This is a genomic window from Streptomyces sp. NPDC006463 (assembly GCF_042870715.1).
Lineage (GTDB): Bacteria > Actinomycetota > Actinomycetes > Streptomycetales > Streptomycetaceae > Streptomyces.
In genome coordinates, this window is sequence record NZ_JBIAHP010000003.1 from 393,889 (window position 1) to 415,707 (window position 21,819).

Consider the following 21,819-nt stretch of genomic DNA (forward strand, 5'->3'; position numbering starts at 1 on the left):
GGACCCGGATGGCCGGATCCGCCCGCTCGGAGGGATCCTGGAATCAGCCCGGAGCAGAGCCAAGGGCCGGGGGCGGGAGGAGGCACGCGATGACACACGCCGAAGAGTGGAAAGTGGGCGTCTACCTGATCGAGGAAGCCGGCACGACCAAAGCCCGGGCGGTTCTCGAGAACGGCAAGACGACGATGGTCGGCCGCGGCACGGCGCGGTGCAATCCCGAGGACGTGGAGATCCCCGCGATCGGCGACGAACTGGCGGCGAGCCGGGCGATGCGCGACCTGGCCGGACAGCTGATGCGGGCCGCCGACCGGGACCTGGCGTCGGTGGGCGCCGTGGCCAGGTCGCCGCGTACGGGCTACGGATGGCCGGAGGACGTGGGCCCCGCCAAGTAGGCCGGCCGCCCCGGTGCGCGGGCCCCCGGAACAGCGGTTCCGGGGGCCCGCGGGCGCCCCCTGTGCTCCACTGGTGACTCTGCGCGCTACGGGCAGGCGGATGCGGGGCTCAGGCTCGCGATCCGGCTGAGCGGAATGTCGACGCTCTGTCCCTCGGTCTGCAGGTGGACACTTCCTCCACCTCCGGAGCCCAGGGTCCCGCAGACCGTGCCCGCCAACGTCTCGACCTGCACGAACTGTCCCTTGGCCTGTCCCTCGGCCTGTCCCTCGGCGGCTGAGCGGGTGGGCCACCAGGAAGAGGCGGAAGCCGTCGCCACCAGCAGAACGGCGAGAAACGTCAGCATGAGCCCCCAGCGCAGCCGCCGGGCGGCGCGGTCCACCCCGCTCCTGCCTTCCGGTGACGCTGCGGCGTCTGCCGCCGACCCCGGAACGGGCCAGGCGACGCGGGCGACCAGATACGTCGCCAAGACGGCCACGGCCAGCGCCGCCAGGACCAGTAGCCCCGCCACTTCCTCGATGCCTCTGGGCGCCGGCGAGCTGCCGCCGCTCTTGAGGACACCGCAGATGCCGATGAACCCGAAGACGGCCAGCTGAACGGTGTGCCAGCCGCGGGCGGAGGCCTGCACCTGCGCGCCCCTGCTCGCCGACTGCGGATCCGGGGTCGGCCGGTCGTCCTGGCTCATGCGTGCTTCTCCCCGGATCTCGCCTGCGGACGGGCCAGCGTGCCTGGCGCGCGTACGAGCAGGCCAGCAGCTTCCGTCCGCAGCGGCAACCGGACACTCCGCGCACGGCCGGCAGCCACCGGTACGCGCGGTACCGGACGGGGCCTAGTCGGCCGAGCGGGTCCAGCCGATGGCCACGACGCGGGCGGCGTCGGCGGGGCGGTCCTCCGCGAAGAGCAGGCGGGCCGGTTCCGCCACGCGTACGACGTCCACGTACACCCCGCGCCCGACGTAACGGCCGGTCGCGGTGTGGCGGAAGCGCAGCCGGACCTCGCGGCCCGACCAGGCGGCCGTCAGGGGAGCCTCCAGGCGGTGCCAGATGCGGCCGGACCAGCCGCCCGCGGAACCCCGGGGCCACGACTCGGCGGCGCCGCCGGTGGACCGCACCGTGGTGAACGGCAGCGGCTCCCAGTGCTCCCCGTCCGCCGAGGCCTCCAGATGGAACGCGCCCTCACCGGGCACGGTGTCCCACCACACGGCGCAGCGGAGCCGGGCGGCGGACGTCGCCGGGGTGAGCGGCGGCAGGTTCAGGGTGCCCGAGGAACCCGGGATGGTCCCGGAGAACCAGGCCGGGCCGCCGTGCTTCGTGCGGACCGGGACGGCGCGGGCGAAGCGGTTGCCGACGGCCACCCGCGGCGCGCTGCCGGCCCGCCAGGTGCGCACGGGGTGGACGGAGTTGCCGAGCAGGATCAAGAAGGAGTCGGTGGAGGGGTCGAGGACCAGGGAGGTTCCGGTGAAGCCGGTGTGGCCGGCGGAGTGCGGGGTGGCCATGGCGCCCATGTACCAGTGCTGGTAGAGCTCGAAGCCGAGACCGTGGTCGTCGCCCGGGAAGGCGGTGTTGTAGTCGGTGAAGAGCAGCTCGACGGAGGCGGGGCGCAGGATGCGCCGGCCCGCGTAGACCCCGCCGTCGAGGAGGGCGCGGGCGAGGACGGCCAGGTCCCAGGCGGTGCCGAAGACCCCGGCGTGGCCCGCGACTCCGCCGAGGGCGTACGCGTTCTCGTCGTGCACCTCGCCCCACACCAGCCCGCGGTCCAGGCCGGACCAGGGCGGGCGCTGCACCTCGGTGGCCGCGACGACCCGGCGCCAGGCGCGCGGCGGGTTGTAGCGAGTGCGGTGCATCCCGAGCGGAGCGGTGATCTCGTCGTGGAGCAGGACGTCCAGAGTGCGACCGGTGATCTCTTCCAGGAGCAGCTGGAGGGTGATCAGGTTCAGGTCGGAGTACCGGTAGACGGTCCCGGGAGTCTCCTGCGGGCGCACCGACCACAGCAGCCTCAGCCGGCCCTCGCGTGTGGACTCCTGGTAGAAGGGTGCCCACGAGCGCAGCCCCGAGGTGTGCGTGAGCAGCTGACGGACCGTGATCAGCTCCTTGCCGCCTCCGGTGAAGGCGGGCAGGTACCGGTTCACCGGCGCCTCCAGCTCAAGCCGGCCCCGTTCCATCTGCTGCACGGCCAGGATGGAGGTGAACAGTTTCGTCAGGGAGGCCAGGTCGAAGACGGTGTCCTCGGCCATCGCGATCCGCTCGGCCGCCGGGAACTCCCGGACGCGGTCCGTCCGCCCGTCGTAGTCCGCGTACCGCACGGCGTCGCCCATGGCGCGGTGCAGCGCGATGGTGCGGCCCCGGCCGGCGAGGACCACCGCGCCCGCGTAGTAAGGGTGTTCGGGGGAGGGGCCGAGGAACCGCCGCGCCTCCTCCGCCACCCCCTCCAGGTGCTTGTCCAGCAGCCCGGCCTGGCGCGCGGATCCGTACCGCAGCCGCAGCCCCTGGAGGGCGCGCCGCTCGGCCGCGCCGCCCGCCGCCCCGGCGGAGCCGCCGGGGAGCGCCGCGTGCAGGACGAGCACCCCGCCCAGGGCGAGCAGCCGCGCCCCGAGCCGGCGCCGGCTCAGCCCGTGCCCGCTCGCGGCCACCCCTTCCTCATCTGCCGCCCCGTCGGCCCCCGTACCACCCATGTCCGGCCCTCCTGTTCCCGACTGCGCCGCACGCTAGTGGGTATCTGCCCGCCCGTCGGGCACCGTCCGCACCGACCGGCCCGTAAAGAATCTGACACTGCATCAGAAAATCTCTTCCCTCGGATGCACGGCTGCGGCATCCTGCCGCCCATGGAGACGGAGCTGAGCAAGAAACTGGGAGTCGAACACGCCATCTTCGGCTTCACGCCCTTCCCGGCGGTCGCCGCCGCCATCACCCGAGCGGGCGGACTGGGCGTACTCGGCGCGGTCCGCTACACCGCGCCCGACGACCTGGTTCGGGACCTCGACTGGATGCAGGCGCACACGGACGGCAAGCCCTACGGTCTCGACGTCGTCATGCCCGCCAAGAAGGCCGTCGACGGCATCAGCGAAGCCGACATCGAGGCCATGATCCCCGCCGGTCACCGCGCCTTCGTCCGCGACACCCTCGCCAAGCACCACGTGCCCGAGCTCGCCGAGGGCGAGGCCTCCGGCTGGCGGATCACCGGATGGATGGAGCAGGTCGCCCGGAGCCAGCTCGACGTCGCCTTCGACTACCCCATCAAACTCCTGGCGAACGCCCTCGGTTCCCCGCCCGCCGACGTCGTCTCGCGCGCCCACGACCACGGCGTCCTGGTCGCCGCCCTCGCCGGCAGCGCCAAACACGCCCGCCGCCACGCCGAAGCCGGCATCGACATCGTCGTCGCCCAGGGCTACGAGGCCGGCGGCCACACCGGCGAGATCGCCACCATGGTCCTCGTCCCCGAGATCGCCGAGGCCGTCGCCCCGCTCCCCGTCCTCGCCGCCGGCGGCATCGGCAGCGGCGAGCAGATCGCCGCCGGACTGGCCCTCGGCGCCCAGGGCGCCTGGCTCGGCTCCCTCTGGCTCACCACCACCGAGGCCGACCTCCACTCCCGCGCCCTCACCGAGAAGCTGCTCGCCGCCGGATCCGGCGACACCGTCCGCTCCCGCGCCCTCACCGGCAAGCCGGCCCGTCAGCTGCGCACCGAGTGGACCGACGCCTGGGACGACCCGGAAGGCCCCGGCGCGCTCCCCATGCCCCTGCAGGGCCTGCTCGTCGCCGAGGCCGTCTCCCGGATCCAGAAGTACGAGGTCCAGCCACTGCTCGGCACCCCGGTCGGCCAGATCGTCGGCCGGATGAACACCGAACGCAGCGTCCAGGCCGTCTTCGACGACCTCACCCGCGGCTTCGAGCGCGCCATCGACCGCATCAACCGCATCGCCGGACGGGCCTGAGAGAGGAACGCGAACGCCATGACCGACCGACCCAACGGCTTCTGGGCGCAGGCCGCCGCAGACGCGCAGCGCACGGTCCTCGTCACCCCCGACGGCGAGGAGTGGTCCGCCGGACGGCTGCACGCCGACGTCAACCGCCTCGTCCACGGCCTGCGCGCCGCCGGTCTGGAGAAGGGGGACGTCTTCGCCGTCGTCCTCCCCAACGGCGTCGAGTTCCTCACCGCCTACCTCGCAGCCTCCCAGGCGGGCTTCTACCTCGTTCCCGTCAACCACCACCTCGTCGGCCCCGAGATCGCCTGGATCGTCTCCGACTCGGGCGCCAAGGTCCTCATCGCCCACGAGCGCTTCGCCGACGCCGCCACCGCCGCGGCCGACGAGGCGGCCCTGCCCGTGAGCCACCGGTACGCCGTCGGATCGGTCCCGGGCTTCAGGCCGTACGGGGACCTCCTCGAAGGACGGCCCGGGACGCCCCCTGAGGAGCGCACCCTCGGCTGGGTCATGAACTACACCTCCGGTACGACCGGCCGCCCGCGCGGGATCCGCCGGCCGCTGCCCGGCAAGCTCCCGGAGGAGACGTACCTCGGCGGGTTCCTCGGCATCTTCGGGATCCAGCCCTTCGACGGCAACGTCCACCTGGTCTGCTCGCCGCTCTACCACACCGCCGTCCTCCAGTTCGCGGGCGCCGCCCTGCACATCGGCCACCCGCTGGTCCTGATGGACAAGTGGACCCCGCAGGAGATGCTGCGGCTGATCGACCGACACGCCTGCACGCACACCCACATGGTCCCGACGCAGTTCCACCGGCTGCTCGCGCTCCCGCAGGAGACCAAGGACGCGTACGACGTCTCTTCGATGCGCCACGCCATCCACGGCGCCGCGCCCTGCCCTGACCACGTCAAGCGGGCGATGATCGACTGGTGGGGCCGGTGCGTGGAGGAGTACTACGCCGCGAGCGAGGGCGGCGGAGCCTTCGCCACCGCCGAGGACTGGCTGAAGAAGCCGGGAACCGTCGGCAAGGCCTGGCCGATCAGCGAACTCGCCATCTTCGACGACGACGGCAACCGGCTGCCCGCCGGAGAACTGGGCACCGTCTACCTGAAGATGAACACCGGCGGCTTCAGCTACCACAAGGACGAGGGCAAGACGAAGAAGAACCGCATCGGCGACTTCTTCACCGTCGGCGACCTGGGCCTGCTGGACGAGGAGGGCTACCTCTTCCTCCGCGACCGCAAGATCGACATGATCATCTCGGGCGGGGTCAACATCTACCCCGCCGAGATCGAGTCGGCCCTGCTCACCCACCCGGCGGTCGCCGACGCCGCCGCCTTCGGCATCCCGCACGCCGACTGGGGCGAGGAGGTCAAGGCGGTCATCGAACCGGCGGAGGGCTTCGAGGCGGGCGACGCGCTGGCCGCGGAGATCCTGCGTCACTGCGAGCGGCAGCTCGCCGGATACAAGCGCCCCAAGACGGTCGACTTCATCGGGACGATGCCGCGCGACCCGAACGGCAAGCTGTACAAGCGCCGGCTGCGCGACCCGTACTGGGAGGGCCGCGAGCGCGCGGTCTGAGCTCGGCCCCGGCCGGGGGCGGCGCGTCCTTGCCGGGCCGTCCCCGGGGCACATGGCAGCGTGACAGGCATGAGTACGGCGACGCGCAGATCTCCCCTGACCGACTGGACCGTCGTGGTCCCCGTGGTGGCGTTCGTCGCCCTCGTCCTCAGCTGGGGGCGCGACCTGTCCGCCCCCGCCGTGGCACTGGTCGCCCTGTGCCTGGGCGGCGCCGTGCTCGCGGCCGTCCACCACGCGGAGCTCGTCGCCCACCGGGTCGGCGAGCCCTTCGGCTCCCTCGTCCTCGCCGTGGCCGTCACCGTCATCGAAGTGGCGCTCATCGTCACGCTGATGGCCGACGGCGGCGACAAGGCGTCCTCCCTCGCCCGGGACACCGTCTTCGCCGCCGTAATGATCACCTGCAACGGAATCGTCGGCCTGTCCCTGCTCGTCGGGGCCCTGCGCAACCGCGTCGCCGTCTTCAACGCCGAGGGCTCCGGAGCGGCCCTCGCCACCGTCGCCACCCTCGCCACCCTCAGCCTGGTCCTGCCGACCTTCACCACCAGCAAGCCCGGCCCCGAGTTCTCCACCGCCCAGCTGGCCTTCGCCGCCGTGGCCTCGCTGGCCCTGTACGGGCTCTTCGTCGCCGTCCAGACCGTCCGCCACCGGGACTACTTCCTGCCCGTGGACACCGGGCGGAGCGCCGGCGAGGACGACCACGCGGCGCCGCCCACGTCCCGTGCCGCCCTCATCAGCCTCGGCCTGCTGCTCCTCGCTCTCGTCGCCGTCGTCGGCGACGGCAAGGCGGTCTCCCCGGCCATCGAGGCGGGCGTCGCGAGCGCCGGACTCCCCAACGCCGTGGTCGGTGTGATCATCGCCCTGCTGGTGCTGGCGCCCGAGACCCTCGCCGCCGTCCGGGCCGCCCGCCGGGATCGTGTGCAGACCAGCCTCAACCTGGCCTACGGATCCGCCATCGCCAGCATCGGCCTGACCATCCCGGCCATCGTCCTGGCCTCGGTCTGGCTCTCCGGCCCGCTGCTCCTGGGTCTCGGCCCGGTCCACACGGTGCTGCTCGCCCTGACCGTCGTGGTCGGCGCCCTCACCATCGCCCCGGGCCGCGCCACGCTGCTCCAGGGCGGGGTGCACCTCGTCGTGCTGGCCGCGTACCTCCTCCTGGCCGTGAGCCCGTGAGCGGCACGGCCGGGAAGAGGGGCACGGGTCAGCGTCGCTCGCGCGGCCACACCACCTTCAGCTGCGGCGAGGTGAGGATGTCCCGCTCGCAGAACCGGGACGTCACCCAGCGCTCCTGCGCGAACAGCCGTGTCTGGTCGGCGTAGTACGGCGAGTCCGGGTTCGACGACTGGCTGTACGTCAGCAAGGTGCGCGCCACCGGGCAGCGGCCGCCGTCCCAGCCGACCGCCTGGATGTGGCTGGACCCGTGTACGACCTCGGGGTAGCCGCCGCGGGCCGCGTTCCACGGTGCCTCGATCTTGTTCCAGACGCCGAGCGCCTCCGTACCGCCGCCCACCGGCAGCTTCTGCCCGCCGCGGACCACGAACTGGTGCTCGCCCAGCGGGGCGTCCAGCGCGAACCCGGCGCCCCTCAGTTCCAGGACCGCGTCCGCGAGCGCCCGGCCGACACCGGGGGCCGCCCGGTTGAGCGTACGGGGCGTGCGTACCGGATCGGCCGCGGAGAACGGCACCAGCCACAGGTCCTTGGCCGGGGTGGCCGCCGTCAGCTTGCGCCAGAACCGGTCGAAGAGCAACGCGCCGCGGCTGGCGCTGTCGGCCGTACGGTCCCAGCCCGCCAGCACCCCGCAGGCCGCCGAGACGTCCACTGCGGTGCCGTCACCCGCCGTCGCCGTACCACCCGGCAGGGCGGCGCAGGCCTGCGCCGCGTCCGCCGCGGCCAGGTCACCGGCCGGCGCCCGGTTCGCGAACTGCTGCTTCTGCAGGTCGGCCACGGTCAGGCCGCCCTTCTTCGCCATCGCCGCCACGTCCTCGATCGCGCCACGGGTGCGCAGCGAGCGCGGGGCCGCCACATTGCCCCAGATCCGCTCGTAACCGGTCAGCGGCCGCTCCGCGTTGGCCAGCCAGGCACTGTCGTTGGAGTTCTCGACGTACGGGGCGCCCTGCAGCGTCGGCGCCTTCCCAGGGCCGAAGACCCCCGGCTGCACCGCGTCCGGATCCGAGCCGGGCGCGCAGTCGCCGCGCGCACCGTCGAGCACCGCGAGCCCCGAGGCGGGGTACGTGGCACGGCCCAGCGGCGTGGAGCAGCGCGCCGCGAGCTCGTCGGTGATCCGGGGGAGCACCTGGGACTGGGTGAAGAGGGTGCCGCCCGCCGAGTCGGCGGCCACGGTGTTGACCCACGGCAGGCCCTGGGTGCGCTTCAGGGCGTCCTGGATCCCGGCCACCGAGCGGGCCTTGCCCATGGCGAGCGCGGTGTCGGAGCCGCGCAGGTTCGCCGCGTTGGGATCGTTCAGCGCGTACGCCGTACCGGCCGTCCAGGTCAGCGGCAGGCTCGGGCCGAGGTTCGAGACCACCGGCCCGTAGCGGGTCCACCACTGGGTGCGGGTCACCGGATCGCCGCCCGCCACCGGGACGGTGACGGTCCGCCGGGTCATCCGCTCCGGCTTGCCGTCGACCAGGTAGGCGGTCGGGTCGGCCGGGTCGAGGGTGAGCTGGTGCAGGTTGACGGGGGTGCCCGTGGCCACCGTGTGGCTCCACGCCACCTTCTCGTTGAAGCCGATGTTGACCACGGCGGTGCCGAGCAGGGAACCGCCCGAGACGTTCAGCTCGCCCGGGATGGTCTGCTGCGACTGCCAGAAGCGGCGGCCGCCCTGCCAGGGGTAGTGCGGGTTCCCGAGCAGCAGGCCGCCACCGCCGGCCGTGGTGGATCCGGCGAAGGCCACCGCGTTGGAGCCCATGTCGTAGCGGGTGGTGTCGAAGAACTCCCTGGCCGCCTCGGCCGCGGCCGCCGGGTCGGGGTCCTGCGGCGCCGCGGTACGGGCGCCGGCCGCGGTCGGCGGCTGGGCGGCCGTGATGCCGTCGATGCCGCGGCCCTGGCCGCCGAGGACCGAGACCGCGAAGCCGCGGGCGGCCACGTCGGTCGCGGTGACCGGGCGGACCCAGGCCGCGTCCTTGCAGGCGGGGTCGGTGATCTTGTTCTGGGCGAGCCAGGCGTTGTAGCCGGCGGCCCAGCCGCGCATCAGCTCCTTGAGGTCCTTGCCGGGACCGGCCGGAGCGGGCGTTCGCAGCAGCTTCTCGACGGTGCCGGACTCCCGTACGCCCTTGAAGTACAGGTCGCTCGAGAGGTTGCGGGCGGCGGAGGAGAGCGATCCGTCGGGCGAGGCGTCGGGGCCGAACCAGCGCGAGCGCTCACCGGCGAGGGTCACGAACCCGTCGGCGAGGACGCAGACCTGGTCGGCGGCCTGGGCCCAGCCGGTGCCGAAGCCGAGGTGCGCGTAGTCGCGGCCGACGATGTGCGGGATGCCGTTCTCGGTGTACCGGATGACGGCGGACAGGCCGCCGCCGGACGGTATCCGGTCGATGGGCGCCGCCGAGGCCTGCGGTATCGCGGCCGTCGTGGCGAGCAGTGCGGCGCCGGTGAGGGCGACGCGGCGGAGTATCGGGCGGGTGCGGAGCAACGTACCTCCCAAGTGGCATGCGGATGGGCGAGGTTGCCCGTGAGACAGGCGGTGCGTCCGTGCCCCCACACTCATGCAGCCGGTCCGATGATCTGTCAACATCCCGTTCGGTATCCCGGTCATTGACCTCGGGCGGGCAGGGGGCGAGGATCACGCCATGACGGCAGTGCGGCACAACACGGTCGACGGACTGGTACACGACAGCGCGCGGCGGATCCCCGGCCGGGTGGCCGTCCGCTACGGCGGGCGGAGCTGGACGTACGCGGAGCTCGACGCGGCCGTCACCACCGGGGCGGCCGTCCTGCGGGAGCGGTACGGGCTGGCCGGTGGTGACCGCGTCGCCACCTTCGCGCACAACTCCGACGCTTATCTCCTGGCCTTCCTCGCCTGCGCCCGGGCCGGGCTCACGCACGTGCCGGTCAACCAGAACCTCACCGGCGAGGACCTCGCGTACATCCTGGACGACTGCACGAGCGCCCTGGTCCTCGCCGATCCGGACCTGGCCGGGCGGATCCCCGACGGATATCCGGTACGCCCGCTGCGCGACGCGCCCGGCTCCTTCCTGGCGGAGCTGACGGAGCCGGCGGAGGCGTTCGCCTTCGAGGCCGGCCGGGACGCGCACGGGCTGGCGCAGCTGCTCTACACCTCGGGGACGACCGCCCTGCCCAAGGGCGCGATGATGACGCACCGGGCCCTCGTCCACGAGTACGAGAGCGCGATCGAGGCGCTCGACCTGGCCGAGGACGACCGGCCGGTGCACTCGCTGCCGCTCTACCACTCGGCGCAGATGCACGTCTTCCTGCTGCCGTACCTGGCGGTGGGCGCGGAGAACACCATCCTGGACGCGCCGGTCGCGGAGCAGATCTTCGACCTGGTGGAGGCGGGGCGGGCGGACAGCCTGTTTGCGCCGCCCACTGTGTGGATCGCCCTGGCCAACCACCCGGAGTTCGCGGTGCGCGAGCTGGGCGCGCTGCGCAAGGCGTACTACGGGGCCTCGATCATGCCGGTGCCCGTACTGGAGCGGCTGCGGGAGCGGCTGCCGGGCCTCGGTTTCTACAACTGCTTCGGCCAGAGCGAGATCGGGCCGCTGGCCACGGTGCTGGGGCCGGAGGAGCACGAGGGACGGATGGACTCCTGCGGGCGGCCGGTGCGGCACGTGGAGGCGAAGGTCGTCGACGAGGACGGCAAGGACGTCCCGGACGGCACGGCGGGCGAGGTGGTCTACCGGTCGCCGCAGCTGTGCCTGGGGTACTGGAACGACCCCGGGGCGACGGAGCGGGCCTTCCGGGACGGCTGGTTCCGCTCGGGGGACCTCGCGGTGCGGGACGCGCAGGGGTACTTCACGGTCGTCGACCGGGTGAAGGACGTCATCAACTCCGGCGGTGTGCTGGTGGCCTCACGACAGGTCGAGGACGTGCTGTACACCCACCCGGGGGTGGCCGAGGCGGCGGTGGTCGGGCTGCCCGACGAGCGGTGGATCGAGGCGGTCACGGCGGTGGTGGTGCCGCGCGGAGAGGTGACGGAGCCGGAGCTGATGGCGTACGCGCGGGAGCGGCTGGCCCACTTCAAGGCCCCCAAGCGGGTGCTGTTCGTGGACGCCCTCCCGCGCAACGCCAGCGGCAAGATCCTCAAGCGTGAACTCCGCGACCGCTTCGCCGCACCGCCGCCTGCCTGAACGCCCGGCGTTCGCGGTGACGGCCCCGGGAGCCCGGACGGGCCGGATCCCGGGGCTGCCGCCCGTACGGCTTACGTCGCCGCAGTGGGCGCGGCGTCGAAGTCCGTGCCGCGGCTGACCGACTCCCAGGCGAGGGCCTCCGCGCGGGTGGCGTCATCGCGGGCCGTGATGAAGTCGACCGCGTCGTTGCCCAGCACCAGCCTCAGCGGCGTGTTCTCGGCGTCCAGCGCGGCGAGGATGGCGGCAGCCGCCTTGACCGGGTCGCCGGGCTGGTGGCCGTCGGTGGCCGGCATGCCCTGGCGCACCGGGCCGACCACGTTCTCGTAAGCGGGCAGGGCCGTGGTGTGCCTTAGGGCGCTTCCGCTCGTGAAGCCCGTGCGGAAGGCGCCGGGCTCCACGATCAGCGCCTTGATGCCGAAGGCGGCGACCTCGGCGGCGAGCGCCTCGGTCAGGCCTTCCAGTGCGAACTTGGTCGCGCAGTAGGCCCCGACGCCGGGGAAGGCGAGCCGCCCGCCCATGCTGCTCATCTGCACCACGGCACCCGACTTCCGGGCCCGCATGTGCGGCAGCGCCGCCCTCGTGAGCGCCGCCGGGCCGAAGAAGTGCAGCTCCATCAGCTCGCGGAGCTCGGTGTCGGAGGTCTCCTCCACCGCGCCGAGCAGACCCCGTCCGGCGTTGTTGACGAGGACGTCGATCCGGCCTAAGCGGTCCACCACCTCGCCGACGACCTCGCCGGCGCGCGCCGTGTCCGTCACGTCCACCGCGGTCGGCACGAGGCGCTCGGGGTGGGCGGCGGCCAGCGCGGCTAGGGAGTCGGGGCGGCGGACCGCCGCGACCACGGTGTCCCCGGCCGCGAGTACGGCCTCGGTAAGGGTCAGGCCGAAGCCGGACGAGGCCCCGGTGATCAGCCAGACCCGGCCCTCGGCCTTGGTCTCCCGGTCCTGAACAGACATCAATCCCCCTGTGGGTGAAGGTGTTGTCGATGGTTCCCCCGACATCCTGGCATCGTCGGCACGGCCAGGTCAGCCCCTTCCGGGGTCATGAGGGGTGGTCGGAAGGGGGGTCGTGCAAGGGGAGGTGCCCACTGCGCCGGAGACGGCGCACGGTGAGGTACTCGTGGAAGAGCCGGCCCACGAGGGCCCCGCCGTAGACGACGAAGCCGACCCCTACCAGCCAGGACTGGACGACCAGCAGAGTGCCGAAGGGGCCGTAGGTCACGGCGTTCGATGCGATCAGGGGGGAGAACACCAGCTGCGAGAAGACGCGCAGCCCGAGCAGCCCGATGCTGGTGGCCACCGCCCCCGGCACCAGGGCGCGCCAGCGGACCCGGCCGCCGAGCAGCATCCGCTGCGAGCCGATGAAGAACAGGCAGGTGCCGACGAGGTCGCCCACGGTACCCAGGATCGTGCCGAAGGCGTCGTCGGACGGCGCGGGGATGGCGACGAGCAGGGCGAGGTAGCAGACCAGCAGGGCGAGCCACACGACATGCCGCCACATGGTGTGCCAGCGGGCGGTCGGCAGGTCCCAGACCTTCTCGTAGCCGGTCTGCACGGCGGAGCCGAAGGTGAGGCCGAAGACGGCCAGGGCGGCCAGGCCGAAGGCGGTGGTCCGCTCCAGCGCCAGGTCCGCCGCGGCGAACAGCATCTCGACCCGGGCACGCGAGGACGCCGTCACCCCGAGGGCCTGGCCGAGCCAGCGGCCGAAGCCGGAGCCGCTGCCGGGTGCGGCGGCGGCCACGACCACCAGCAGCGGCACCAGGGTGAGGAACCCGAGGGCCGCGAAGCCCATCGCCCGGTGCATCAGCTCCATCTCACGGCCGCGGCTCCAGGCCAGCCCTACAGCCGAGCCCTGGAGCCGGTCGTGGAGCCGCCGGAAGGTCGAGGTCACGCCTCATGCACTACCCGGGCGGGCCCGTCTGCTCCCGGGAGCCGCCTCGAAATAGGCCCGAAGGGGTGGATATGCCATATTTCATCCGCCCGGCCGAGTCTCCCCTCGCCCCCCGGCACCGCGAAGGTCCACCAGCCGCTTGATCTTGCCGACCGAGCGCTCCAGGGTCTCCGGCTCGACCACCTCCACCCGGACCGAGACCCCGATCCCCTCCTTGACGGCCCGCACCACGGCGGCGCCCGCGGCCTCCCGCCGGGCGGCGTCCGCCTCCCGGCGCGCCTCGACCCGTACCGTCAGGGCGTCCATCCGGCCCTCCTTCGTCAGCCGCAGCTGGAAGTGGGGAGCCAGACCGGCCGTCCGCAGGAGGATCTCCTCGATCTGGGTCGGATACAGGTTCACCCCGCGCAGGATGATCATGTCGTCACTGCGGCCCGTGACCTTCTCCATCCGGCGGAAGGCGGGCCGCGCCGTGCCGGGCAGCAGTCGCGTCAGATCCCGGGTGCGGTAGCGGATCACCGGCATGGCCTCCTTGGTGAGGGAGGTGAACACCAGCTCGCCGGGCTCGCCCTCCGGCAGCACCGCGCCCGTCAGCGGATCGACGACCTCCGGGTAGAAGTGGTCCTCCCAGATGTGCAGCCCGTCCTTGCTCGACGCGAACTCCTGCGCCACGCCCGGTCCCATCACCTCGGACAGGCCGTATATGTCCACCGCGTCGATCCCCAGCCGCTCCTCTATCTCCCGGCGCATCTCCTCGGTCCACGGCTCCGCGCCGAAGATCCCGGTCCTGAGCGAGGTGGAGCGCGGGTCGATGCCCTGGCGCTCCATCTCGTCCAGCAGGGTCAGCATGTACGAGGGGGTCACCATGATGACCTCCGGCTCGAAGTCCTGGATGAGCCGGACCTGGCGGTCCGTCATCCCGCCGGAGGCGGGCACGACCGTGCAGCCGAGCCGCTCGGCGCCGTAGTGCGCGCCGAGGCCGCCCGTGAACAGTCCGTAGCCGTAGGCGATGTGGATGATCTGACCGGGTCTGCCACCCGCCGCGCGTATGGACCGTGCGACGACATCCGCCCAGGTCGACACGTCCCCGTCGGTGTACCCGACGACCGTGGGGCGTCCCGTGGTGCCGCTGGAGGCGTGGATGCGGCGCACCTCGGAGCGCGGCACGGCGAACATCCCGAAGGGGTACTGGTCCCGCAGGTCGGTCTTGGTGGTGAAGGGGAACAGGGCGAGATCGGCCAGGGAGCGGCAGTCGTCGGGATGCACGCCGGCCTTGTCGAAGGCCTGCCGGTAGAACGGCACCCGGTCGTATGCCCGGTGCAGGGTCGCGCGCAGCCGCGTCAGCTGGAGGGCGGCCAGCTCGTCGCCGTCGAGCCGCTCGCCTTCGTCGTGGAGATCCGCGTATGCCGCCATGCCGTCACCTCATCGTGAGTCAACCGACCGATCATTCGGTAGATTGCCAGGATCCTGCCCGGTAAATCAATGACTCGAACGAGTGATCGTCTGATGTGATGGCCCGCATGCCTGCATTCGACGCCTACGACGGAACCCGACTCGCCTACCACGTCCGGGGCGAGGGCGAGCCGCTCGTCTGCCTGCCCGGCGGCGCCATGCGCGCCTCGGAGTACATGGCGGACCTCGGCGGGCTCACCGCGAACCGCCGCCTCGTCCTCCTCGACCTGCGCGGCACGGGCGCCTCCGCGATACCGGCGGACGAGTCCACGTACCGGGTCGACCACCAGGTCGCCGACGTCGAGGCGCTGCGCGAACACCTGGGCCTGGAGCGCATGGACCTCCTCGCGCACTCCGCCGGCGGCAACCTGGCCCAGCTCTACGCGGCCGCGCATCCGCACCGGGTGCGCCGGATCGTCCTCGTCACCCCGACCGCGTGGGCGGTGGACCTTCCCGTCACCACGGAGCACCTGCTGGAAGCCGCCCGGCTGCGGGCCGGGAGCGAGCCCTACGACACGGCCATCGCGGCCTACGAGCGGATCCTGGCGGGTGACGGCCGAGGAGGGCGCGGCGACGCGGAGTGGGACCTGGTCGCGCCGCTGTTCCACGGCCGCTGGGACGAGGAGGTCCAGGCGCTCTGGGCGGCGGGCGAGCACCAGCAGAACGGGAAGGCGGCCGCGGCCTACGGGGGCCCCGGCGCCTTCGACCCGCCCGCGACCCGTGCGGGGCTCCGCCAGGTCGACGGCGAGGTCCTGGTCCTGGCCGCGGAACTGGACGGCAACCCCCGGCCGGCGCTGGCGGCCGAGCTCGCCGCGCTGTTCCCGCGGGGAGCGGTCGACGTCCAGCCCCGGGCCTGCCACTTCCCGTGGCTGGACGACCCGGAGTGGTTCGCGGCCCGCGTGGAGCGGTTCCTGTCCTCCGGAGCCTGACCCGGGGCTCCCGGGCGGGCCCGGCCCGGCCCCGCCCTGCGCCCGAGGGCCGGAGCGCCGGAGCGCCGGCGAAGCGGACGCGAGCGGTGTCAGGGCCCGATCTCGAACTCGGGCGGCTTGAGGCTCCCCAGGCATCCGGTCTTCGGCGCGGCCGGGTTGTCGAAGAACGAGACGGCGATCTCCTGGGCGCACTGCGACGTGGCGAACACCACGTGCGGCTCGTAGGGGACCGTGACGACCTTGGCCTTGCTCAGCGTGCGGGCCACGTACGGCCCGTTGTCCGCTCCGGTCTGGGCGTCGAAGCTGCCCGACAGGGTGAGGGTGGGGATGTCGCCACTCGTGACGTCCCGGATCGAGCGCGCCGCCGCGGGGACGTTCCAGACCTCGCAGTCCGGACGGAGGAAGGTGAGCTGCGGAGCCTGGGCCTGCACCGAGCGGGGATACGACGGGAACGCCTCCTGTCCGCCCCGGAGCGCCTGGTCCTGGCTCTCGTACGGTGTCCACTCGCTGCAGAAGACGCCGTAGACGAGACCGTGCGAAGTCACTCCCAGGCCCTTGGGATTGAGCTTCCAGCCCGCCCACTGCTGGGCGATCCGCTGCGGCTTGCCATGGGCCAGCTCGTCGAGGGAGCGGGGTACCTGGGGCGCCACGTGCGTGGCGGTGGTCATCCAGTTCACCAGGGCCCCGCCGTCCAGCACGACCTTCACCGGCCTGTCGCTGCCGGGGAGCGTGACGGTGGTGGTGACCGGCTTGGCTTCGAGGTCGCGGACGAGCTTGTCGAAGGTGGCCGACAGGTTCGGATAGCGCTTGTTGCACGCCGGCTGGTCCGCGCAGGCCTTGAACAGGCCGCCGAAGCCCTGCCGGGCGCTGCTCCAGGCCGCCGCCGACCCGCCCTTGGAGGGCGGCAGTATGCCGTCGAGGCCCACCGAGCGGAGCCCTTCGGGGTGCAGGCGCATGTAGACCAGCGCCAAGTGGGTGCCGTAGGAGATGGCGTACAGGTTCCACTGCTTGATGCCCAGCGCGGTGCGCAGGTCCTCGTAGTCGGCGGCGCTCTCGGTGTCGTTGTACGCGCTGAGATCGGCCCCGAGGCCCGCCAACTGGTCGCGGCAGGCCTTCGTGGCCCCGACGTGCAGGCGCTCGGTGGACGGAGCGTCAGAGACGAGGCCGACCGCGCGGCCGTTGAACTCGTCGATGTTGCGGCACAGCAGCGCCGGGTCGGCCGAGTAGGTACCGCGCTGGGACATGAGGATCACGTCACGGTCGCGGTTCAGGCCGCCGTCGATCGCCATCTTCGCCTCCCCCACCGCGTCGTCCCCGGGTCCGCCGGCGAGCCACACGATGGGATCGGCCTTCGGTGTGCCGGTCGCGGCGGGCACGATCGCGACACCGAGTTTGATCGTTCTACTGCCCGGCTCGGCGCGGTTCTCGGGCACGGTGAGCGTCCCGCAGCGGGCCCCTTCGAGGGCCTCGATCGGTTCCGGCGTCTTCGGGCAGGGGCCCGGTTCGAAGCTGGCGTCGCCCACTGTCCGGGCGGTCGTGCCGATCGGCGCTCCGGGGGTGGGGTCGGTGCCGGTCTGCGCCTGGGCGGGTGCAGCGAGCACGCCGGAGACGAGGAGACCGGCCGCCAGGCCGGCCGATGACGGGGCCAGGAATCTTCCTGCGGAGCGGCGACGGCGGGGCGCACGGGCGAAAGTCATCTGCCCTCCCGGTCATTCGGGGACGATCGTGAACGGTTTGGGCTCGACGTCGTCCACACAGCTGGTGTCGGGCGCGGTCGGGCGAGCGAAGAACGAGGCCAGCACACTCTGCGCGCAGGGCGACTGCGGGACCACCCAGTGGCCGATTCCGGGGACCAGCACGGAGGTCGAACGGGACAGGTTGCGGGCCACGTCCTTCGCCCAGCTCGCCCCCGTCTTCACGTCGAACGTGCCGGAGATGACGAGCGCGGGCACCGAGCTGACCGTGGGCACCCGCTGGGCGGCCGCGCGGTCCGGAACGTCCCAGATCCGGCACGCCGGATACTGGAAGGGAAGTTGCGGCACTTCGGCGAGGACCGTGTCCGGCCACTCGGGATAGACCTTGCGCCCGGCGTTCAGCACGTCGGTCTCCGCGTACCCCGGCGCCCATTCGCCGCACACCACGGACTGCGTCAGGCCGTGCGCGAACTCGCCGGTCTTCTGGACCGATCCGGCCGCGCGGGCCTTTGCGAAGCGCTCCGGGTTTCCGTTGCCGAGCTCGTCGAGCGCCGCAGGCAGGTCCTCGGGACGAGGGGTGAAGGCGACGATCAGGTTCAGGAGCGCGCCGCCGTCGAGGACCACCTTGACCGGCTTCCCTCCGCCGGGCGGCGCGACGTTCAGCGTCAGGGGCTGTGCCTCCAGCTTGCGCACCTGCTCGGTCAGGGTGCGGCGGAAGGCCGGGTAACGGGCCTTGCAGGCGGGCTGCGCCGCGCACGCCTCGATGATGTTGTCGATCCCCTCGGCGGTGCTGCCCCATGTCCACGGCAGGGTCACGTGCTGGGGAGGCGTGATCGAGTCGATCGCGAACGCGCGGATGCCCTCGGGGTGCAGGCGCAAGTACGTGAGGGCCAGGTTGCTGCCGTACGAGTACCCGTAGACGTTCCACTGGCGGATGTTCAGCGTCTTGCGCAGGTCGGCGAAGTCGGCTGCGTTCTCCGTGGTGTTGTAGGCGCTCAGGTCGATGTCCTCGGCCGTCAGGCGGCCGCGGCAGTCCTTGACCGCCTTCAGCATGAGCTGTTTCGCCTGGTCCGAGTCATAGCCGAGGCCCACGGCCTGCGCGTTGAACCGGTCGATCTCCGGGCAGGCGAGGTTCGGCCGGTCGTAGAGGTTGCCGCGCTGGGCCATGATGATCAGTTCGCGGTCCTTGTTCAGGCCGGAGGCGACGAGGAACGGGATGTCGTCGAACGTGTCGCCACCGGGGCCGCCCGCCATGAACACCACTGGGTCCTGCGCGGGCTTCGCCGGAGTGACGGCCGGAATGACCGCCACGGCCAGCTTGATGGTCCGGCCGCCGGGGCGGGAGCGGTTCTCGGGGACCTCCAGGAAGCCGCACCGTGCGCCGCTCAGCGCTTCGATGGGCTCGGGCGGCTTCGGACAGGGGCCGGGCACGAACCGGGACGGGGCTGCCGGGCTGGGCCCGGAGGGCTGGGCGGTTGGTGACGCGGCGCCGCCGGGTGCGGGGCCGAATGCCGTCAGACAGACCAGAGCGGCCGCGGCAGTCACCGCGTGAATGCTGTGCTTCGGCATGTGGTCTCGTTCCTGTGCCGACATCGGCGGCGGCCTCGGCGGCAGGGCTGCCGGGCCGGGGCGCAGCGGTTTTGGGCGGAACGCGCGTTTTCGACGCTACCGGGTGGCGCGTTCGCGCGCACCCGGAGCGGCCGCAACCCCGTGGCCCGGGCCGTCCCCTGCCGTCCCCCGCCCGATCGGCCGCCCGCACCTTCCCCGGGCGGCCGGCCGGGTCGCCGACGTCTCGAACGGTCCCTAGCCGGCCGTGTCCGCCTGGGTCGCCACCGTCTTGGCCCAGCGGTAGTCCGCCTTGCCGCTCGGGGAGCGCTGGATGGCTGGGGTGATGACCAGCTGGCGCGGGATCTTGTAGCCCGCGAGCCGGGTGCGGCAGTGGCTCTGGATCTCGTCCAGGGTCGGCTCCGGCGCGCCCGCCCGGACCTGCACCACCGCGGCCACGTGGCTGCCCCAGGTCGGGTCCGGGACGCCCGCGACCAGGGCGTCGTACACGTCCGGGTGCGACTTCAGCGCCTGCTCGACCTCCTCGGGGTAGACCTTCTCGCCGCCCGTGTTGATGCACTGCGAGCCGCGCCCGAGGACGGTGACGATGCCCTGCTCGTCCACCGTGGCCATGTCGCCGAGCAGCACCCAGCGCTCCGTGCCCTTCTGGAAGAAGGTCTCGGCGGTCTTGACCGGGTCGTTGTAGTAGCCGAGCGGGACGTGGCCGCGCTGCGCGAGACGGCCCGGTTCGCCCACGGGCACGGGCTCGTGCGTCACCGGGTCCACCACCTGCGTACGGTCGTTGACCTCCAGGCGGAAGCCCTTCTCCGGGCCGGAGTCGTTCGTCGCGCGCCCGTTGGATCCGGACTCCGAGGACCCGAAGTTGTTCAGGAGCAGCACGTTCGGCACGAGCCGCTGGAACTCCGCGCGCACCGTCTCCGACATGATCGCGCCGGACGAGGAGACGCTGAACAGCGAGGACAGGTCGGTCCCCTTGAGCGGCCCGTTCAGCGCGTCGATGAGGGGCCGCAGCATCGCGTCGCCCACCAGCGACACGCTGGAGACCTTCTCCTTCTCGATCGTACGGAGCACCTCCTCGGGCGCGTACTTGCGGTGGATGACCACCCGCTGCCCGTAGTTGAAGGCGATGAACGAGGTCAGCGTGGACGTCCCGTGCATCAGCGGGGGAGCGGGGAAGAAGGTGAGCCCGGCGCCGCGCGCCGCGACCCGCTCGGCCAGCTCCTCGGGCCGCTTCACCGGCTCGCCCGACGGCTCGCCGCCGAACAGCCCGGCGAAGAAGAGGTCTTCCGCCCGCCACATGACGCCCTTGGGCATGCCGGTCGTGCCGCCGGTGTAGATGATGAACAGGTCGTCGGCGCTGCGGGGCGGGAAACCGCGCCCGGGCGAGCCGGCCGCCTCGGCGTCCGCGTACGCGACCGGCGCGATCGAAGGCTCCGGTGCCCCCTCGGGAGCGTCGCCGACCCGGATCAGGTGCCGGAGCTTCGTCGTCTGCGGCAGCGCGGCCGCGACCCGCTCGGTGAACTCGCCCTCGAAGACCAGCGCGGCGAGGTCGGCGTCGTTGTAGAGGTAGACCAGCTCCTCCTCCACGTACCGGTAGTTGACGTTCACCGGGACCAGCCGGGCCTTCAGGCAGGCGAGGACGGTCTGGAGGTACTCGATCCCGTTGTAGAGGTGCAGGCCCAGGTGCTCGCCGGCCGTCAAGCCGCTGTCCAGCAGGTGGTGCGCGATCCGGTTCGCCGCCGAGTCCAGCTCCGCGTACGTGAGGCGGCGCTCGGCGCCGGTCCCGGGGTGGTCCACGTAGACGAGGGCCTCGCGGTCCGGGACCACGTCCACCACCGACTCGAACAGGTCGGCAAGGTTGTACTCCACCGTTCCTCCTGACCCCATGGCTGTCTGCTCGGGCGGTCATTACAGCGCCGCCGACGGCAAGTGGGAAGGGAGCCGCCCAAGAAATCTGACTGAGTGTCAGAAAACTATTGAACTGCACCCGCCCCTACTGCAACCTGTTCTAGGTCTTGAGACGGGAGGACGGCAATGGGTGGGACGGAACACCTGACCGTGCAACGGCACGGCGCCACGCTGGTGCTCACCATGAACAGGCCCGAGGCGAAGAACGCGCTCTCGCTGCCACTGCTGGTGGGGCTGTACGACGGGTGGCTGGAGGCGGACGCCGACGACGCGATCCGCTCCGTGGTGCTGACGGGCGCGGGCGGGGACTTCTGCGCCGGCATGGACCTCAAGGCGCTGGCCGGGAAGGGGATGGCGGGCGACCAGTACCGGGACCGGCTGAAGGCCGACCCCGACCTGCACTGGAAGGCCATGCTCCGCCACCACCGGCCGCGCAAGCCCGTGATCGCGGCGGTGGAGGGCTACTGCGTGGCCGGCGGGACCGAGATCCTCCAGGGCACGGACATCAGGGTCGCGGGGGAGGGGGCCACCTTCGGACTCTTCGAGGTCAAGCGGGGGCTCTTCCCGATCGGCGGCTCGACGGTTCGGCTGCCGCGTCAGATCCCGCGTACGCACGCCCTGGAGATGCTGCTGACCGGGCGTCCGTACTCCGCCGCGGAGGCGGCGCGGATCGGGCTGGTCGGGCGTGTGGTGCCGGACGGTACGGCGCTGGAGGCGGCGCTGGAGATCGCGGAGCAGGTCAACGCGTGCGGGCCCTTGGCCGTCGAGGCGGTCAAGGCGTCGGTCTACGAGACCGCCGAGCTGACGGAGCGGGAGGGGTTGGCGTCCGAGCTCCTGCGGGGCTGGCCGGTCTTCGACACGGCGGACGCCAAGGAGGGGGCGCGGGCCTTCGCCGAGAAGCGGCCCGCGGTGTACCGCCGGGAGTAGCCCGCCCGGCCCGCCGCCGGGCGGGGCCACGGCAGTCCGGGTGCGGCGCCGCTGCCGGGGCTCCGCCCCGGACCCCGCGCCTCAATCGCCGGCGGGGCTGGTTGGGGGTTCTGCCCCCGGCCCCGCGTGTCGATCGTTGGCGGGGCTGGTTGGGGGTTCTGCCCCCGGCCGCGTGCGTCGATCGTTGGCGGGGCTGGTTGGGGGTTCTGCCCCCGGCCCCGCGTGTCGATCGTTGGCGGGGCTGGTTGGGGGTTCTGCCCCCGGCCCCGCGG

Annotated in this window: 16 protein-coding genes; 7 read left to right on the forward strand and 9 right to left on the reverse strand. The window is 72.6% G+C overall.

Annotated features, from left to right (window positions below; translation table 11 throughout):
* Nucleotides 1-89: 89 nt before the first annotated feature.
* Nucleotides 90-392 carry a DUF1876 domain-containing protein gene (locus ACFYOB_RS08825; protein ID WP_388556516.1) on the forward strand — a complete coding sequence of 101 codons (303 nt, stop codon included), beginning with the start codon at nt 90-92 and terminating at the stop codon, nt 390-392.
* 86 nt (nt 393-478) lie between these two features.
* On the opposite strand, the gene ACFYOB_RS08830 is transcribed toward ACFYOB_RS08825, so the two are convergent.
* Entirely contained in the window at nt 479-1,075 is a 597-nt protein-coding gene (locus tag ACFYOB_RS08830) for a hypothetical protein (RefSeq protein WP_388556518.1), read from the reverse strand.
* A gap of 144 nt (nt 1,076-1,219) precedes the next feature.
* On the reverse strand, nt 1,220-3,061 hold the full coding sequence (locus tag ACFYOB_RS08835; RefSeq protein WP_388556520.1) for a serine hydrolase: 1,842 nt from the start codon (nt 3,059-3,061) through the stop codon (nt 1,220-1,222).
* Nucleotides 3,062-3,211: 150 nt separating this feature from the next.
* Here ACFYOB_RS08835 and ACFYOB_RS08840 point away from each other — a divergent pair, with 150 nt between their 5' ends.
* The 3 genes from ACFYOB_RS08840 (at nt 3,212) to ACFYOB_RS08850 (ending at nt 7,057) form a co-directional block, all read left to right on the forward strand.
* A complete protein-coding gene (locus ACFYOB_RS08840) occupies nt 3,212-4,318 on the forward strand; it encodes an NAD(P)H-dependent flavin oxidoreductase (RefSeq protein ID WP_388556523.1) in 1,107 nt (368 codons plus the stop codon).
* Nucleotides 4,319-4,336: 18 nt separating this feature from the next.
* Nucleotides 4,337-5,887, forward strand: coding sequence for an acyl-CoA synthetase (locus ACFYOB_RS08845; protein WP_388556527.1), 1,551 nt, complete (start codon nt 4,337-4,339; stop codon nt 5,885-5,887).
* 69 nt (nt 5,888-5,956) lie between these two features.
* Nucleotides 5,957-7,057, forward strand: coding sequence for a calcium:proton antiporter (locus ACFYOB_RS08850; protein ID WP_388556530.1), 1,101 nt, complete (start codon nt 5,957-5,959; stop codon nt 7,055-7,057).
* A 28-nt stretch (nt 7,058-7,085) separates the two neighbouring features.
* Here the strand turns inward: ACFYOB_RS08850 and ACFYOB_RS08855 are convergent, their stop codons facing one another.
* Nucleotides 7,086-9,512, reverse strand: a complete 2,427-nt coding sequence (locus ACFYOB_RS08855) for a penicillin acylase family protein (RefSeq protein ID WP_388556533.1) — start codon at nt 9,510-9,512, stop codon at nt 7,086-7,088.
* 157 nt (nt 9,513-9,669) lie between these two features.
* Here ACFYOB_RS08855 and ACFYOB_RS08860 point away from each other — a divergent pair, with 157 nt between their 5' ends.
* Nucleotides 9,670-11,187: a fatty acyl-CoA synthetase gene (locus ACFYOB_RS08860; RefSeq protein ID WP_388556536.1), complete on the forward strand. Its 1,518-nt coding sequence runs from the start codon at nt 9,670-9,672 to the stop codon at nt 11,185-11,187.
* A gap of 71 nt (nt 11,188-11,258) precedes the next feature.
* Here ACFYOB_RS08860 and ACFYOB_RS08865 read toward each other — a convergent pair whose 3' ends face one another.
* The 3 genes from ACFYOB_RS08865 to paaK form a co-directional block, all read right to left on the reverse strand.
* Nucleotides 11,259-12,140 carry an oxidoreductase gene (locus tag ACFYOB_RS08865; RefSeq protein ID WP_388556539.1) on the reverse strand — a complete coding sequence of 294 codons (882 nt, stop codon included), beginning with the start codon at nt 12,138-12,140 and terminating at the stop codon, nt 11,259-11,261.
* Between the two features lie 85 nt (nt 12,141-12,225).
* Nucleotides 12,226-13,074 (reverse strand): YhjD/YihY/BrkB family envelope integrity protein, encoded by an 849-nt coding sequence (locus tag ACFYOB_RS08870; RefSeq protein ID WP_388556542.1) that lies wholly within the window; start codon nt 13,072-13,074, stop codon nt 12,226-12,228.
* 81 nt (nt 13,075-13,155) lie between these two features.
* On the reverse strand, nt 13,156-14,484 hold the full coding sequence (paaK, locus tag ACFYOB_RS08875; protein WP_388556545.1) for a phenylacetate--CoA ligase PaaK: 1,329 nt from the start codon (nt 14,482-14,484) through the stop codon (nt 13,156-13,158).
* 107 nt (nt 14,485-14,591) lie between these two features.
* On the opposite strand from paaK, the gene ACFYOB_RS08880 reads away from it, so the two are divergent.
* Nucleotides 14,592-15,452 carry an alpha/beta fold hydrolase gene (locus ACFYOB_RS08880; RefSeq protein WP_388556548.1) on the forward strand — a complete coding sequence of 287 codons (861 nt, stop codon included), beginning with the start codon at nt 14,592-14,594 and terminating at the stop codon, nt 15,450-15,452.
* 89 nt (nt 15,453-15,541) lie between these two features.
* Here ACFYOB_RS08880 and ACFYOB_RS08885 read toward each other — a convergent pair whose 3' ends face one another.
* From ACFYOB_RS08885 to ACFYOB_RS08895, 3 genes are all read right to left on the reverse strand, one after another.
* A complete protein-coding gene (locus tag ACFYOB_RS08885; protein WP_388556551.1) occupies nt 15,542-17,149 on the reverse strand; it encodes an alpha/beta fold hydrolase in 1,608 nt (535 codons plus the stop codon).
* A gap of 12 nt (nt 17,150-17,161) precedes the next feature.
* Nucleotides 17,162-18,715: an alpha/beta fold hydrolase gene (locus ACFYOB_RS08890; RefSeq protein ID WP_388556554.1), complete on the reverse strand. Its 1,554-nt coding sequence runs from the start codon at nt 18,713-18,715 to the stop codon at nt 17,162-17,164.
* A 234-nt stretch (nt 18,716-18,949) separates the two neighbouring features.
* Nucleotides 18,950-20,581: an acyl-CoA synthetase gene (locus tag ACFYOB_RS08895; protein ID WP_388556557.1), complete on the reverse strand. Its 1,632-nt coding sequence runs from the start codon at nt 20,579-20,581 to the stop codon at nt 18,950-18,952.
* A 165-nt stretch (nt 20,582-20,746) separates the two neighbouring features.
* Between ACFYOB_RS08895 and ACFYOB_RS08900 the strand changes: the two genes are divergently transcribed.
* A complete protein-coding gene (locus ACFYOB_RS08900) occupies nt 20,747-21,547 on the forward strand; it encodes a crotonase/enoyl-CoA hydratase family protein (RefSeq protein WP_388556560.1) in 801 nt (266 codons plus the stop codon).
* Nucleotides 21,548-21,819: the final 272 nt, after the last annotated feature.

Bases quoted from the DNA above. Each gene is read 5' to 3' on its own strand.
- ACFYOB_RS08865 (WP_388556539.1), bottom strand. From the start codon at position 12,140: ATGTCTGTTCAGGACCGGGAGACCAAGGCCGAGGGCCGGGTCTGGCTG.
- ACFYOB_RS08845 (WP_388556527.1), top strand. From the start codon at position 4,337: ATGACCGACCGACCCAACGGCTTCTGGGCGCAGGCCGCCGCAGACGCG.
- ACFYOB_RS08885 (WP_388556551.1), bottom strand. From the start codon at position 17,149: ATGACTTTCGCCCGTGCGCCCCGCCGTCGCCGCTCCGCAGGAAGATTC.
- ACFYOB_RS08860 (WP_388556536.1), top strand. From the start codon at position 9,670: ATGACGGCAGTGCGGCACAACACGGTCGACGGACTGGTACACGACAGC.
- ACFYOB_RS08890 (WP_388556554.1), bottom strand. From the start codon at position 18,715: ATGCCGAAGCACAGCATTCACGCGGTGACTGCCGCGGCCGCTCTGGTC.
- paaK (WP_388556545.1), bottom strand. From the start codon at position 14,484: ATGGCGGCATACGCGGATCTCCACGACGAAGGCGAGCGGCTCGACGGC.
- ACFYOB_RS08900 (WP_388556560.1), top strand. From the start codon at position 20,747: ATGGGTGGGACGGAACACCTGACCGTGCAACGGCACGGCGCCACGCTG.
- ACFYOB_RS08840 (WP_388556523.1), top strand. From the start codon at position 3,212: ATGGAGACGGAGCTGAGCAAGAAACTGGGAGTCGAACACGCCATCTTC.
- ACFYOB_RS08830 (WP_388556518.1), bottom strand. From the start codon at position 1,075: ATGAGCCAGGACGACCGGCCGACCCCGGATCCGCAGTCGGCGAGCAGG.
- ACFYOB_RS08835 (WP_388556520.1), bottom strand. From the start codon at position 3,061: ATGGGTGGTACGGGGGCCGACGGGGCGGCAGATGAGGAAGGGGTGGCC.
- ACFYOB_RS08850 (WP_388556530.1), top strand. From the start codon at position 5,957: ATGAGTACGGCGACGCGCAGATCTCCCCTGACCGACTGGACCGTCGTG.
- ACFYOB_RS08825 (WP_388556516.1), top strand. From the start codon at position 90: ATGACACACGCCGAAGAGTGGAAAGTGGGCGTCTACCTGATCGAGGAA.
- ACFYOB_RS08880 (WP_388556548.1), top strand. From the start codon at position 14,592: ATGCCTGCATTCGACGCCTACGACGGAACCCGACTCGCCTACCACGTC.